This is a genomic window from Peribacillus sp. YIM B13472 (assembly GCF_042788005.1).
Lineage (GTDB): Bacteria > Bacillota > Bacilli > Bacillales > DSM-1321 > Peribacillus > Peribacillus simplex_E.
This window is the reverse complement of sequence record NZ_JBHZPG010000037.1, coordinates 42,140-57,021: the sequence shown is the minus strand read 5'-3', so window position 1 is coordinate 57,021 and position 14,882 is coordinate 42,140. Positions and strand designations below refer to the sequence as shown.

Annotated in this window: 16 protein-coding genes and 1 tRNA gene; 10 read left to right on the top strand and 7 right to left on the bottom strand. The window is 40.9% G+C overall.

Annotated elements, in window-relative coordinates; translation table 11 throughout:
- Positions 1–416 precede the first annotated feature (416 nt).
- Positions 417–602, top strand: a complete 186-nt coding sequence (locus tag ACFX4I_RS22110; RefSeq protein ID WP_098372326.1) for a hypothetical protein — start codon at positions 417–419, stop codon at positions 600–602.
- A 32-nt stretch (positions 603–634) separates the two neighbouring features.
- Here the strand turns inward: ACFX4I_RS22110 and ACFX4I_RS22105 are convergent, their stop codons facing one another.
- On the bottom strand, positions 635–1,534 hold the full coding sequence (locus tag ACFX4I_RS22105) for a DMT family transporter (protein WP_377423021.1): 900 nt from the start codon (positions 1,532–1,534) through the stop codon (positions 635–637).
- A gap of 150 nt (positions 1,535–1,684) precedes the next feature.
- Here ACFX4I_RS22105 and ACFX4I_RS22100 point away from each other — a divergent pair, with 150 nt between their 5' ends.
- Complete coding sequence (locus ACFX4I_RS22100; protein ID WP_230302437.1) at positions 1,685–2,392, top strand: MgtC/SapB family protein; 708 nt, start codon at positions 1,685–1,687, stop codon at positions 2,390–2,392.
- Between the two features lie 860 nt (positions 2,393–3,252).
- Here the strand turns inward: ACFX4I_RS22100 and ACFX4I_RS22095 are convergent.
- On the bottom strand, positions 3,253–3,414 hold the full coding sequence (locus ACFX4I_RS22095) for a hypothetical protein (RefSeq protein ID WP_377423019.1): 162 nt from the start codon (positions 3,412–3,414) through the stop codon (positions 3,253–3,255).
- A 250-nt stretch (positions 3,415–3,664) separates the two neighbouring features.
- Between ACFX4I_RS22095 and ACFX4I_RS22090 the strand changes: the two genes are divergently transcribed.
- From ACFX4I_RS22090 to ACFX4I_RS22080, 3 genes are all read left to right on the top strand, one after another.
- Positions 3,665–3,737 (top strand) — tRNA-Ala (locus ACFX4I_RS22090).
- A gap of 170 nt (positions 3,738–3,907) precedes the next feature.
- On the top strand, positions 3,908–4,060 hold the full coding sequence (locus ACFX4I_RS22085) for a hypothetical protein (RefSeq protein WP_377423016.1): 153 nt from the start codon (positions 3,908–3,910) through the stop codon (positions 4,058–4,060).
- 230 nt (positions 4,061–4,290) lie between these two features.
- Entirely contained in the window at positions 4,291–4,833 is a 543-nt protein-coding gene (locus ACFX4I_RS22080) for a hypothetical protein (RefSeq protein ID WP_377423013.1), read from the top strand.
- A gap of 454 nt (positions 4,834–5,287) precedes the next feature.
- Here ACFX4I_RS22080 and ACFX4I_RS22075 read toward each other — a convergent pair whose 3' ends face one another.
- The 3 genes from ACFX4I_RS22075 to ACFX4I_RS22065 form a co-directional block, all read right to left on the bottom strand.
- Positions 5,288–6,490 (bottom strand): aminotransferase-like domain-containing protein, encoded by a 1,203-nt coding sequence (locus ACFX4I_RS22075; protein WP_377423011.1) that lies wholly within the window; start codon positions 6,488–6,490, stop codon positions 5,288–5,290.
- Positions 6,491–6,827: 337 nt separating this feature from the next.
- Positions 6,828–7,199 (bottom strand): MmcQ/YjbR family DNA-binding protein, encoded by a 372-nt coding sequence (locus ACFX4I_RS22070; protein ID WP_230302441.1) that lies wholly within the window; start codon positions 7,197–7,199, stop codon positions 6,828–6,830.
- Between the two features lie 24 nt (positions 7,200–7,223).
- The gene (locus ACFX4I_RS22065; RefSeq protein WP_377423009.1) at positions 7,224–7,619 is read right to left on the bottom strand and encodes a VOC family protein; all 396 of its coding nucleotides are present in this window, start codon (positions 7,617–7,619) and stop codon (positions 7,224–7,226) included.
- Between the two features lie 287 nt (positions 7,620–7,906).
- On the opposite strand from ACFX4I_RS22065, the gene ACFX4I_RS22060 reads away from it, so the two are divergent.
- On the top strand, positions 7,907–8,137 hold the full coding sequence (locus ACFX4I_RS22060) for a helix-turn-helix transcriptional regulator (protein ID WP_230302443.1): 231 nt from the start codon (positions 7,907–7,909) through the stop codon (positions 8,135–8,137).
- 30 nt (positions 8,138–8,167) lie between these two features.
- On the opposite strand, the gene ACFX4I_RS22055 is transcribed toward ACFX4I_RS22060, so the two are convergent.
- Both ACFX4I_RS22055 and ACFX4I_RS22050 read right to left on the bottom strand, forming a co-directional pair.
- Positions 8,168–8,521, bottom strand: a complete 354-nt coding sequence (locus ACFX4I_RS22055) for a hypothetical protein (protein WP_230302444.1) — start codon at positions 8,519–8,521, stop codon at positions 8,168–8,170.
- 176 nt (positions 8,522–8,697) lie between these two features.
- Positions 8,698–8,865, bottom strand: coding sequence for a hypothetical protein (locus ACFX4I_RS22050; protein ID WP_214791073.1), 168 nt, complete (start codon positions 8,863–8,865; stop codon positions 8,698–8,700).
- Between the two features lie 402 nt (positions 8,866–9,267).
- Between ACFX4I_RS22050 and ACFX4I_RS22045 the strand changes: the two genes are divergently transcribed.
- The 4 genes from ACFX4I_RS22045 (at position 9,268) to ACFX4I_RS22030 (ending at position 14,754) form a co-directional block, all read left to right on the top strand.
- Positions 9,268–10,185, top strand: coding sequence for a proline dehydrogenase family protein (locus tag ACFX4I_RS22045; RefSeq protein WP_095394596.1), 918 nt, complete (start codon positions 9,268–9,270; stop codon positions 10,183–10,185).
- Between the two features lie 56 nt (positions 10,186–10,241).
- On the top strand, positions 10,242–11,783 hold the full coding sequence (gene pruA, locus ACFX4I_RS22040; protein ID WP_377423005.1) for an L-glutamate gamma-semialdehyde dehydrogenase: 1,542 nt from the start codon (positions 10,242–10,244) through the stop codon (positions 11,781–11,783).
- Positions 11,784–11,932: 149 nt separating this feature from the next.
- The gene (gene putP, locus ACFX4I_RS22035) at positions 11,933–13,399 is read left to right on the top strand and encodes a sodium/proline symporter PutP (RefSeq protein WP_377423002.1); all 1,467 of its coding nucleotides are present in this window, start codon (positions 11,933–11,935) and stop codon (positions 13,397–13,399) included.
- Between the two features lie 134 nt (positions 13,400–13,533).
- Positions 13,534–14,754 carry a PucR family transcriptional regulator gene (locus ACFX4I_RS22030; RefSeq protein ID WP_283932300.1) on the top strand — a complete coding sequence of 407 codons (1,221 nt, stop codon included), beginning with the start codon at positions 13,534–13,536 and terminating at the stop codon, positions 14,752–14,754.
- The last annotated feature ends 128 nt before the right edge of the window (positions 14,755–14,882 follow it).

Below are 14,882 nucleotides of genomic sequence, written 5' to 3'. Positions count from 1 at the left end.
TGCTTTTTTAATAGTGTGTGCTCACTTAAAATTTAACGTTGGCGCTTTGTTTTGTTCAGTTTTCAAAGAGCAATTTGTTGTCGTTTCTCTCAGAAGCGACCTCTATAATGTAACACATTCTGTCACGTTTCGTCAACAACTTTTTTTAAAATGTTTTTTCCAACTTGTTAGTTGTTTAAGTTGTTGTCTTAGCGACAAGAAATAATATACCATGTACTAAAAATGTTTGCAATACGTTTTTTAAAACTTTTTCAAAAAAAACATTTTCACCTATTCCCTTCTATATATTCTTTACATCACCATCACACCCTTTCCCTGTTTCCGGGCCAAGCTCATGTATTATGAATAAACGAAGCATATTTCCAATGAAACACAAATAGACATATATAGATATCTTTTTTCCATGAGGTGAAGCAATGAATCTCGCATTAATCGGATTACTCATTTCTTACTGTATGGCCCTTTACTTATTCAGCACCGCTTTTTATGAAGCCATCAAGTTCAGCAGAGAAAAAGGGAAGGTAAATGGTACGACGTTTTTATTCAGCTTTACTTTTGCTTTGATTTTCACACGGATCACCTATTTGTTTCACCCCTATTAAATAAAAGCAGTAAGTCGGGAGACTTACTGCTTTTATACGGAAACTTGCGCTTCTTTATTTACCTTGCCTTTCTTTTCATCCTTTAAGAACATCATCAAACCACCCAATATGATGGTACCTCCAAGGACCTGCGTCCAGAGTATCGGTTCATCTAATATGAAGTAAGCCAGAATTGTCGCTCCCACCGGTTCAAGTAAAATTCCCATCGAAAGCGTCGAAGTGCTTAACCACTTTAGCGACCAATTGAATAAAGAATGCCCTAATAAAGTCGGGAAAATGGCAAGCAAAACGAAATTGATCCAATCGGAAGCAGGATAAGGCGCCAATGCCTCTCCTTTGAAGACCACATAGAAAAACAATGCGATAGTGCTGATTGCATACACGACAAATGTATATGTTATAGAAGAGATGCGTTTTCGAACATTTTGACCAAACAGTAAATAACCGGTTACCAGCGCACATGCGATAAGCGAAAGAATATCTCCCCAAAGCGCCATACCGCTGATTCTCAAATCACCCCAGCTTATGACAAGGCTGCCTGCTATCGCAATGACACCGCTCAATATCGCCTTCATTGAAAACCTTTCTTTAAAAAACAGGTAGGCTCCGGCAAAAGCGAATAAAGGCTGGAGGGTGACAAGCACAGTTGAACTCGCGACCGATGTGTAATTAAGCGATTCAAACCATAAAATAAAATGGAAAGCCAAAAACACTCCTGCCGCAATCGAATACAGCCAATCCTTTTTTTTAATGAATTTAAGTTCATGACGGTATTTCACCAAGAACACCGGCAACATAAGAAGGACAGTAAATAATAAACGGTAAAAGGCGATAACACCCGATGGAGCGGTCGCCAATTTAACAAGGATGGCCGAAAACGATACGGATGCCACACCGATCGCTAACGCTACATAAGGATTCAATTTTGGCATTTGACTTAAATTCCTCCTTTCAATGGAATTACGTTTCATAGAACTCTATTCTACTATGTTAAAATTATTAGGGTAGTTTTTTTTAGAAAACGGGTATATGGCAACAGACGATCTTATTATTCGATAATAATTCGGAAGTGGTGAAACAAAATGGAATGGACATTCGACCCTCAATCGGAACTGCAGATCCTTATCAAATTGGGGATTTCAGCTCTCCTTGGACTAATTATCGGACTAGAGCGAGAAATGAAACGAAAACCCGTTGGATTAAAAACAAGCCTGGTCATTTCAATCGTTAGCTGTTTATTAACGATCGTTTCCATGGAATCCGCTTATAAGTTCCCGGGGAGCGACGACGTAAATATCACAATGGACCCCTTGCGTCTAGCGGCTCAGATCGTTTCGGGCGTCGGCTTTATCGGTGCAGGCGTCATCCTCCGGAGGGACAACAACAGCATATCCGGATTAACGACAGCCGCCATCATCTGGGGAGCGGCGGGAATCGGAATCGCCGTTGGAGCAGGATTTTTTCTCGAAGCAATAGCCGGCGTCATCCTATTGATCATCAGTGTCGAATTGGTGCCCCTAATCGTCACCTGGCTCGGACCGATGAAGTTGCGGCAAAAAGAAATCTTTCTGCAGCTGGTGGTAAAAAATAAAGATGACATTGCCGTCGTACTGAAAAAAATCAAAGACGAAAAAATATTCATCAAAAACCTAAGAATCAAAGATGTGGAAGAAGACCACCACCTTTTGACGCTTAAAGTATTGGTCGATCATAAAGTAAGAACATCGGAAGTGTATTATACCGTCTCCAACCTTAAGGAAATTGCACGGGTAGAGATCGAAAATGCATAATAAAAAACCGTTTGACTTACCCTCAAACAGTTCACTAGATAAAAGGGGTTCGGAATTAAACATTCCGAACCCCTTTTAATTTCCCACAATATTAAGAGATCGAACCTCTACGAGTCAAGTATGTTAGACCACTTTTTAACCTTGGCAAAGTCCAATTGAGCATCCTCTAAGATTAATGGCTAAGTCTTGCCTGCATAAACCAATCGAAACTTCCGCAATCCTCTGGCTTTATCTCTAGCATCAAAAGCCAACACCATGCATATATGGACAGGTCAGTGAGAAAGTCTAGTGTTACGTGACTTCACTGTGGCCTGATCCATTATTTATTTTTCGGATCCACTATATACATATATTTCAAATTCGCAAAATATTCAAACCGATATCCTTCTCTATACGTTTATATATAGTGAAAGGACGAACTCCGGCTTGATTAAATATTTCAAAGGAAGGCGGGCAGGGCAACCAGCAAGATATTGACAGGGATTTAAACTATTATCAAGAAATAATTTTCCGAGGTGAGTAATGTTTAAAAAAATGAAGTTAATAAGTATATGGATTATCCCCTTACTATTTGTGGTTTTTATACCGAGTGTAATTGGTGCTTCTTCTACTAAAGGTGAAAGCCCGGTATTAGGGACAGGCTTCGGCACCCACATCACCAACAATTCCCTTGCCGTAAGTCCTGATGAGCAAATAGCGATTGTCTCAGATAGCCGTGAACACTCCATCCTGATCTATGGTCTCGCCAAAGGCAAGTTGCGTAAAAAGATTGACGGCTTCGGATCACCGAGAAACATCGTATTTATTGATGGGGGTTCAGAGTTTGTCGTCTCAGATAGTACGCTCGGTACACTTCGATTTTACAGCATTAAAAATTTCACCTTGAAAGATGAAGTTGTCGCTGGTCCAGGTGCATTTGGGACTGCTGTCAGTCCGGATGGAACGAAAATGTATGTGAACAATCCAGCAAACAATTCCGTCACGGTCGTCGATTTGGTAAAACGAAAACCCATTGACGTCATTACAGGTTTCGCCCAACCAAGGCAAGGCATTAAAGTCTCTTCAGACGGAAATTTCATTGGTGTAATGATTACATTTTGTGGCAGGTCTCAATCGTATAAACAAAAAACTGTAGGTCACTCGATTCATCAAGTCTATAGTCTGATCCATTTGACTGCCCTCAAACGGTTTTTTTATCATTTTTGCAAAAATCTCATATTTAATATTGACTTTTCACCAAAATCCGATAAAATAATTATTGTACCTCAATTCGGGGCATTAGCTCAGCTGGGAGAGCGCTACGCTGGCAGCGTAGAGGTCAGCGGTTCGATCCCGCTATGCTCCATACTTTATACGAAATCAACGTCACGACAACGTTCGTGGCGTTTTTCGTTTTCGTTGACTTGAACGAATAACAGCTATACCAACAAACCGATAACACGTCTTTTCTTTACGATAAATAATCGTATAGAAGAAACTAATCAATCGAAAGAAGAATCGGATAATCAAGGAGTAATGTACGACCGACTACTTGTTCAAGGAATCGAAGCACATATTCGACTAATGAATGAAGAGGAAGCCGCCAACCTTGAACCGTTTGGTTTCGACGCCGGTACGCCGATTAATCGAATTCATCAATACAATGCTTTAATGGTATTGTCCAATTAGATTTCCCACGGGAAGAATCGCTTGATCCGAAAGGCCAACCAACGAAGTATGTGGACGAATTAGCAAAGAATGAATCCAACGTCGATACCATTATCGAAAAGTTAGTCGCATATAAGGATGAAAGCGTCAATTCATGACGGTTTGGCACGTTTTTTATTTTTTGATTATTCCTTAAAATATGAATCTATTTATATTACGGTTAAAAAAGGAATTACATAGGGGCGATTTGCATGAAAGGGAAAAGAATTCTCGGTTGGTTATTGGGGATTGCAATTGTTGTCGGATTGGGTACTTGGGGAACTTTCGCAGTATTAGGAAACGTCAATGATTATAAAGCGATCGAAAAGAAACATGGAACAGCGGCGGCGGACGAAGGGGACATCTCCCGAGACGTTGACCAAGAAGTCGTGCACACACCGATTGCAAAGGACGTTGTAACATTGGCGGACGGCGGAGACGGTCACACGTTCATTGCGGATACTCATTCATTCTTGAACGATACGCTTGGATATGGTCGCGTTAATTCGGCGGATTATAGGTCACAACGAGCGAATGCCGAAGACGTGCTTCAAGCGTTGAAGGGTGCAAAAGTGAAGAACAAAGAAATAACGGCGGACTTCAAGAAAATAGAAGAATATGCGAACGTCGTATTCAAAGAAGATAATCGTGACGCAATGGTTCAACTTCACCGATTGTTTCACGATTTGGATATCTACTTCAACGGATATGATTATGACCAAACTTGGGGTGTAACTGATTTCAAGGGCGAATAATTGGGTCATTGGTCATTTCGTTGCAAATAAATCGGAGATAAAAGCACCATACTATTGCGGCTAACAGTTCCTAACGATATAAATAGACGTGTGACGTGTGACTTGTCATTGACTTTCGTTGATACTATTGACTTTCGAAAGACTTGACGCTTAATTTCGTAATAGATGATAACTGGGAGCGTAGAGGTCAGCGGTTCGATCCCGCTATGCTCCATATCCGAAAACCCTTGTGTAGCAAGGGTTTTTTCTTTGGCTTAAAAGAAAATAAACGAGAGGATAAAGCCACTTCTTCTTGCATGTTTGGAAATACATCGCGAAGGAGTTAATGAATTCTTTTATTAACAAAATGCACCTACCTCCTTTACGGAAGCAGGCGCATTCAAATTCAATAAAAAAAAGCTTCGAAATAGCTTGGAGTGTTAACCATTGCAATGATTAACTATCTTACAATCCTTCAGGGCAATCTATGAAAAAAAGATGCGATAAGCTGTCCTAGTCTTCGAATTCCCTCATTTATTTCTTTCTCATTGGCATAGCTGAACGAGAGCCGGAGAAACTCGGTTCCATCGTTTTGATCCAAGAAAAAGTATTTCCCTGGAATATATGAAACACCCTCAGCTAGTGCCTGTGATAATAGATGCGACGTATCAACACCTGGAACTCTCATCCATACAAAGTAACCACCATCTGGTACATACCAGGAAACGGATTCTGGAAGAAATTGTTTCATCGCATGGATTAACGCAATACATTTTGAACGATACACATCTTTTAGAAGGTCGAGCCGTTTGTTAAAATCGGTGTTTTCTAAGTATACAGCCATTGTACTTTGAGCAAATGGATGGTCTAAATCTTTTTTAAACCACTCTAAAGCCTTAATGAATTCACTTTCTCCTGCTATCCATCCAATCCGCATTCCTGGAGCAACAACCTTGGATAATGACCCAACTTGGAGGACTCGTCCGCATTTATCCAAAGATTTTATTGGCACCGGATTTTTATCGAAGGATAATTCTCCGTATGCATCATCCTCTATAATGAGGAAATCAAACTCGATAGAAAGCTCCAATAAATGCTTCCGGCGCTCAATTGTCATAGTCGTCCCAGTTGGATTTTGAAAGGTTGGGATTGTATATAGAAAACGCGGGAGTGTTAGACCTGTACGTTTCCTTTCATCCAATATTTCTTTTAATCGGTACGTTTGGAGTCCCTGTTCATCTATAGGTATACTAATAATCTGCTTCGTATAGTTTTGAAAAATCTCTAAAGCCTCCATATAGGTGGGAGCCTCTACCGCTACGACCGCTTTATCATCAAGAAGGATGCGGGCAATAAGATCAATTCCCTGGCAAGCTCCTGATGTAATCAAAAGCTGATCTTCCAAAATGCAAATTCCACGCTCTCCCAATCTATTCTGGATTTGATGCTTTAGTCTTGCAATTCTTGGACTTCCGATATAATGGAGCGGCAAATCCTGCTCCTCATCAAGAAGTCTGGCTACAGCTACCTTGAGCTCCTCAGCAGGAACGAGAGCAGGATCAGGATAGCCTGAACTCAAGCGAATGCAACCATCTGGCAGATCTGGCATCCATGCACCGGGCGGATCATTCTTAAGTGCCGCTTTAATGTTCTCAGGAAAAAAGGATTCAACATTCACCTCAACCATACACCTTTCCGTCAATCAAACCTGATTGATTCTCGCGATTTTTGAAGATAGCTGCTTATTTCATGATACACACAGATAGTCATCAATCTTTTGTAAAAAAACTGAAATTAATTTTAAACTCTCTTCTGATGAGAGACAACAATGCCGCTTTATATTTTGCAAGTTCCGGAGTCTCTTTTACACAGAACTCTCTTGGCTGCTCCAATCGAATAGGAGCTTTTTTCCTTTTAACTTTATGTGTATAGATAAGGACTTTTTTTGTCTATCAGTACCTGTAAAGCTGATAAAGAACCTAAACAATAAAGAAAGGCAGATCGTCCGCCTTTCTTCACTTTTTATGGAACTCATTCCATTTCTTAACCACACGCTTCGGTGCCGCACGTAAATAGGCTTCTTTAATTAGATAGGTCAATTCATCCCAGTCTTCCCTATCCGGATTTTGAATAGAAACCCAACCGTGACGTCCTATATATGGGGTTTTGAAAAAGTTCTCTTTCTGTAGCAATAATTCTTGAGTTTCTCGATCTGACTTGAACGACAAGCTGAACCCTTTCTCGCTTTCACCCGAAATCACGAAGGATTTTCCATTGATTTTAAAAGTATTGTGACCGAAACCGTCAATATGTTCAACAGCCTCGGGTAGTGCAAGACAGATATTGCGTACAATTTCAAGCATGGCTTCCGTGTCTTGTACTTTCATGTTTTAATTCACCTATTATCAACTCTATTTTGCGTTCACATCGGGTTGATGAATTCCGAATATATTGCCTTCGGTATCAATATAGTATCCTTGCCAAGCCATACCAGGCAGGGCATATTTGGGCATTGCGACCTTGCCGCCATTCTCAATAATTTTAGCTTCAGTTAAATCGTAATTTTCCACTCCCATTGTACAAGCAAATGCATTTAATGCTTGGTTTGTTTCCGGCGGAGCACTTTGACGCTGCATCAAAGCACCATTGATCCCAAGTTCTTTCTCATCGCCAGTTACCGCTCCAAAGTAAGGCATACCTGCATACTCACTCCAATCTTGAAATGACCATCCAAATACCTCTCCATAAAACTTCTTTGCCCGTTCCATGTCATTCGCATGAATTTCGAAATGAACTAATCTTCCCATGATTCCCTCCTAAGTAACATATGAATTAACCATTTACTTACCTTATCCAGTCTGTGTTCGCTTACAAATACCCATTTATTATTATAATGTAAATGGAAATAAATTCAAAGAACTTAGAGCTTCATCATAGTATCTGTCATGACCTTTTAGAAAGACCACAAGAACCGGTTTTCAAATATCGTTTGTTCCGACCAACCGTTTGTATACTAAAAATTTGCGAAACTATGTGTATATTTTTGTGAAAGTTGGACTAGACTGCTAGTAAATAATTCTAGGAGGTTATCAAAATGTTTAGATTCGGGAAGAGAAAGCTGCGGAGCAAGGTCGGTAAATTAATCGATAAGCACGGATATACTCAAGAGGAGTTTGTAAGTGCTTCAGGAATCTCACGTAATACGATAAGCAGAGTTTGCAGCGATCCTAAGTATGTACCGTCAGCCGGAGTTTTAAAGAAAATCATGAAGGCGGTTCGAAGCATAGATACTGGCGCAAAGGCAGATGACTACTTTGATTTGTAAACAAAAAGGGCCCTAGCGCAATGGCCGGGGCTAAATGTATTTGTTCGCCTTATCCATGCCCACATAAACCATGCTTTCCTTTCGCTGGAATATAGTCATCCAGAAGCTGCATACCCTTAACTTCCCAAGCGAACCCTTCCACTTTGAATTCACTTCCAATATTGCCTGCGTTCCGTTATTTTCAAGCTTACATACACCAATGATCATACCAGTTGAAAGGTTGCCCTTTGAGTATCCATGCTTATCCAGCAACAGCTGGATTGGCTTTCTCGCTACAGAAAGCCTCATCCACTTGGATCGCCAGCGGGCCACGATAATTCGTTCTCCAAGACCTTGTTTCGTATTTGACCTCGCCCAAGGCTGGGTCATCGATAATACCTTCAATCCAAATTCCCCCGAATCTGAAAATTAAAATCCCCCACTTCCATTAGGAGCGGGGGTTTTCAGATGATATGTATATTTTGCGGTACTTTTGTCCCTTTTAGACAAACCCTGCAGGGATTTCTTTAGACAACGGCTTGTTATCGATTAGGGACAGAAGGTTATGTATTCCGCTTAAATTATTTTCGACTAACCATTTTCTTTATGAACTGAACCACAGGTGACACAATCGATTCATGTACATTCGTAAGGGCATAACCGATCAGACCCATTATTACCAGGGCCAAGATTAATCCTATTATCAATCCTGATGTTTCTCTAAGTTCTTCAAGTACAGCATGCATCATTCCTTATCCTCCCCGGCTTGCCGATGCGACTTAATTTTATGGTTTTACATCCATTTTACTTCTGTCATTTATCGTTTTTTCTTGGCCTTTGCCCCATTCTGTTAAATAAGGTTCATTATAACGCATTGGATGATTATGGTCGAGATGCCACTTTTGAACGTATTTATTGATGTCATTCACATCATTGCTTACTATAAAGGCTTTACCTCTAGCGTTTCTCTTTAAGTTAAAATATAAACCTTCGTTTCATCCGAACATACAAGAAACAATGTAAACCCTTTCATTTGTCCAAAACCGACAAATAAATGACACAATTATTGTTTTTTTAGAACATTGAGAATATTGTCGAAAAACCGTAAGCTTAATTTATTGAAATACATCTTCTTAGGGGGTGCGCTTTATATGGAAGCCATTACAAGGGACTTTTTCTTATTTTTATCTAAAAATAATCTGCTTAATAATATTGCTAAAAAAAGCGGAGGAAATTTTGCTGCTGGAAAGATCATTGGGGGAACTGATTTCCAAAGTTCCATTAAATTCATTAAACAACTTAACAATAGCGGCTTGTCGGTTACAGTAGACCATCTTGGGGAATTCGTTGATTCTAAGGAAGTGACTCAGGAACGGACGGCAGAATGCATCGAAACCATCGAAATGATCAGCAGGGAAAAACTTGATTCACAGGTTTCTCTGAAGATGACTTCTTTGGGACTTGATATCGATCATAAACTCGTGATTGAGAATATGACGAAAATTCTTGATACAGCCGAAAAACATAAAGTCATGGTCACGATCGATATGGAAGATGAAGTTCGCTGTCAGGCAACTATCGATATCTTTAGACAGTTCAAAGAAAAATACAGCTGCATAAGTACTGTTCTACAAGCATATTTATTCCGCACAGAGAAAGATTTGGAGGACCTTGGCCAATATAAGCCATTCCTGCGTCTCGTAAAGGGTGCCTACAAGGAATCTGCCGAGGTGGCTTTTCCCGAAAAGAATGATGTAGACGAAAACTATAAAAAGTTGATTAAGCAAAGTCTTCTTAACGGAAATTATACGGCCATTGCCTCACATGATGACAAAATCATCGAATATACAAAAGAGCTGGCTAAGAAGTTCGACATCCCGAATACACAATTTGAATTTCAAATGCTTTATGGCATGAGAAACAAAACTCAATATGAATTGGTCAAGCAAGGTTACAAAATGCGCGTCTATGTACCATATGGTCTGGATTGGTATGGATACTTCATGAGAAGGCTTGCAGAAAGGCCATCCAATATTGCCTTTGCCTTCAAAGGGATGGTCAGAAGCTAAATATACATTCAACATTACTAATACTACAAAAATTCTATTAAAAGGTGTGATTATCAATGATTTCATATAAACACGAACCATTTATTGATTTTACAAACGAGGAAAACAAAAAAGCATATCAGGAAGCACTTCAAACTGTTGAAGGCTACTTAGGGCAAGACTACCCTCTTTATATCGGGGCAGAGAAAGTGACGACTGACGAGAAAATCGTTTCATATAACCCTGCAGATAAGCAAGAGGTCATCGGCCGAGTATCGAAAGCGAACAGGGATCTTGCTGAAAAAGCCATGCAAGAAGCTGTTACCGCTTTTGAAAGCTGGAAAAAAGTGAAGCCGGAAATCCGTGCTGACGTTTTGTTCAAAGCTGCTGCCATCATTCGCAGACGCAAGCATGAATTCTCTGCGTTATTGACAAAAGAAGCGGGAAAACCTTGGAATGAGGCTGATGCAGATACAGCGGAAGCGATCGATTTCCTTGAATTCTATGCCCGCCAAATGCTGACGCTTAAAGATGGTGTGCCTGTTCAAAGCCGTCCGGGAGAATTTAACCGCTATGATTACATTCCATTAGGAGTAGGCATCATCATTTCTCCTTGGAACTTCCCATTTGCAATCATGGCAGGTACAGCTGTTGCCGCTATCGTCACTGGTAACACAATCCTGTTGAAACCAGCTTCGACTACTCCTATCGTTGCTGCGAAATTCGTTGAAGTGATGCTTGAAGCCGGTCTTCCAGCAGGTGTGTTGAATTTCGTTCCAGGAAGCGGAGCCGAGGTGGGCGACTACCTGGTTGACCATCCTAAAACACGTTTCATTTCCTTCACAGGTTCACGTGATGTAGGTCTGCGCATTTACAAACGTGCTTCAGAAGTGAACGAAGGCCAAATTTGGCTGAAGCGTGTCATTGCTGAAATGGGCGGAAAAGATACGATCGTCGTTGACAAAGAGGCAGATCTTGAATTGGCCGCTCAATCGATCGTGAAATCTGCATTTGGCTTCTCTGGACAAAAATGTTCTGCTTGTTCCCGTGCTGTCATCGTGGAAGATGTATACGATCAAGTATTAGATCGCGCTGTTGAATTAACCAAACAACTAACAGTTGGTAATCCTGTAGAAAATCATTTCATGGGACCAGTTATCGATCAAGCTGCTTTTGACAAAATCATGAGCTATATTGAAATCGGGAACCAAGAAGGACGCGTTCTGACTGGAGGAGAAGGAGATAGCTCTAAAGGCTACTTCGTTCAGCCGACAATCGTAGCTGATGTCGATCCGCAAGCACGCTTGATGCAAGAAGAAATTTTTGGACCAGTTGTTGCCTTCACAAAAGCGAAGGACTTTAACGAAGCTCTTGAGATCGCCAATAACACTGAATATGGTTTGACTGGGGCTGTCATTACGACAAATCGCCTTAACATGGAAAAAGCACGCGAGGAATTCCATGTGGGGAACTTGTATTTCAACCGCGGCTGTACTGGTGCAATCGTAGGTTATCAGCCATTCGGCGGGTTCAACATGTCAGGAACCGATTCCAAGGCAGGCGGACCGGACTACTTGCAGCTTCATATGCAAGCCAAAACAACATCCGAAACGTTTTGATAATGAAGAAGATTTGAAACCCCTTTGGTTTTCGTATCTTCCATTCTGGATACGGAAACCAAAATGAGGTTAAATGGAGGAAGTGACAAATAGGTTGCTTCCTCTTTTAAAACAAAAAAATATAAATTTCAACCTGAAGGGAGTCTTTTATGGATTACGCATTAATAATTTCGATCAGCATTTACATGGCTGGCATGCTTTTCATTGGTTACTTCGCTTACAAAAGAACTTCCAATTTAAATGATTATATGCTGGGCGACCGGGGTCTTGGACCTGCTGTCACTGCATTAAGCGCCGGTGCCGCGGATATGAGCGGCTGGCTTTTAATGGGGATGCCTGGTGCCATGTTCGCAACAGGACTAAGTTCCATCTGGATTGTAATCGGTCTCACGTTAGGAGCCTATGCGAACTGGCTGTATGTTGCACCAAGATTGAGAACTTATACGGAAGTCGCCAATAACTCCATTACGATCCCCGCTTTCCTGGAAAATCGTTTTGGCGAGGGCTCACGGATCTTAAGGCTCATTTCGGCATTGGTTATCCTGATATTCTTCACCTTTTACGTTTCTTCCGGAATGGTATCCGGCGGAGTCTTATTCCAAAGTACATTTGGCCTTGATTACCACTCAGGTCTATGGATTTTGACAGGTGTCGTCGTCGCCTATACTTTATTCGGCGGATTCCTGGCAGTAAGCTGGACAGACTTTGTTCAAGGTATCATCATGGTCGTCGCCTTGGTTCTTGTACCGATCGTCACCCTTTTCCATGTTGGCGGTTTCGGTCCTTCGATCGACACGCCACGTTCCATTGATCCAGCTCTATTGAATATTTTCACAGGGACGAGCTTTTTAGGCATCATCTCATTGTTTGCATGGGGACTGGGTTACTTCGGACAGCCGCATATCATTGTCCGCTTTATGGCGATCAGCTCTGTTAAGGAAATCAGGAAAGCCCGTAATATCGGGATGAGCTGGATGATTTTCTCCAGTGTCGGTGCGATGTTGACTGGATTCATCGGAATCACGTATTATCACCAGAACGGACTCAAGTTAGCTGATCCTGAAACGATTTTCATAGAGTTAGGGGAAATACTATTCCACCCATTCATTACTGGTTTCTTGATTTCAGCAATACTGGCAGCCGTCATGAGCACGATTTCTTCGCAGCTTTTGGTTACAGCCAGCTCTTTAACCGAGGATATATACAAAACCTTCTTCCGTCGCTCCGCTTCAGACAAAGAACTTGTTTTTCTCGGCAGACTTTCTGTACTGATCATTTCAATCATCGCGCTTATTCTCTCTTGGGAGAAAAATGACACGATTCTTGGACTTGTCGGGTATGCTTGGGCTGGATTCGGTTCTTCATTCGGTCCATTGGTCTTACTAAGCCTTTGCTGGAAACGGATGACAAGATGGGGGGCATTAGCAGGGATGGTCGTAGGTGCAGGCACCGTAATCTTCTGGTCCATGGCCGGATTATCCGATACGCTTTATGAAATGATTCCTGGTTTTGGCGCAAGCTTGATTGCCATCATCGTGGTCAGTCTCCTAACAGCGAAACCATCAAAAGAAGTAGAAGCGAAATTCGAGGAATTCGAAAGAACATTAAAACAATAATAAATCCCCTAAAAGGAACGGTATTTTTTCATATACCGTTCCTTCTTTGTTCTTGCCCCCTATACACATCATTACTTTAAAAGTATTATTAAACTAAGTTGTCATATACTTCAAAAAACTACAGGGGGCCATATATGTCATTAGAAAAAATTCTGACTCTCACAAACATCAACGATATAACGGATATGGTCAGCACTTATTTAAAAAAACCAGTCGTCATCGAAAATGACCAATTTTTATTGCTGGCATATAGTTCATATTATATCGAACACTTCGACCAAGCCAATCGGCAAACCATCTTCACAAAGCATTGGCCGATTCCAATTCTGGAAAAATTCATGGATGAGGGCATTGTCGAACAACTTAAAACCGTGGAGCATCCATTTAGGGTGAAACAAATCGAGGAAATCGGATTAAATCAAAGAGTCGTTGTGAGCGCCGTCCACAAAGGACAGGTCTTCGGATTCATTTGGGTCCAAGAAACGGAAATGATGACTGATTCCGATTTGGAATTTTTACATGAAGTTTCCCATCATATCGGCAAGCTCCTTTATCAGAAAAAACAGATAAACATGAAAAAAGATGAAGAAAAAAATGAGTTTTATCAAAAGGTCATTGACGAAGTCTATCAAACGGAAAATCAAATAAAATGGGAAGCCGCCAATATGAGACTTCTCATTCCGGAAACATTCCTTGTCAATGTCTTTACCATCGCTCAATCCGATGCGGAACATTTCGATGAATTAGCGGATACAGTCAGTCTTTTCGCCAATGCATTGAATCATTTTACCCATGTATTCACAAACCAATTGAAGATCATCGTCTTGATTGGCAGCAACGGAAAAGGGAAAGACCTGCTTACCGATAGCGCCAGTGATTTAACGAACACCGTTCTTTCCCAATTCAATGACAAAAAGGTATTCCTTGGAATCGGAAATGAGTACTCTTCGATTCTTCAATTAAGAAAATCCTATCTCGAAGCCCTGGAAGTGATCAACGCAGCCAAGTTCATCGGTGAACCTGAACAGCTTCCCTTCCAATATAGCAAGCTTGGGATTTTCCGTTACCTCGAAATGATCTCCAACCATCATACTAAAACGAATTATATCAATACGGATTTAGAGATTCTTCAAAAGAAGGACCAGGAAAGCCAAACCAAACTCCTTCAAACACTGGAAATATATCTGTTGAACAATTGCCGGATCAAACCGACAGCTGAACAGCTATACATTCATACCAACACATTGAAATATAGATTGAATCAAATAACCGATCTCACCTCAATCAATTTTGATGACTTTCATTCGAGAATGCAACTATACATCGATTTACAGCTTATAAAGCAAAGATCTTAAAGAGCATCCCCGGTTTTTGAGTTCGGGAGATTCAACAAGCTAAGGAGAGAAGAAACTCGGCCAGGTCTGCCGGTTTCCTCTCTCCTTATACATGTTTCACCTATTTTCAAAAGGTTTACAGTTTCGTC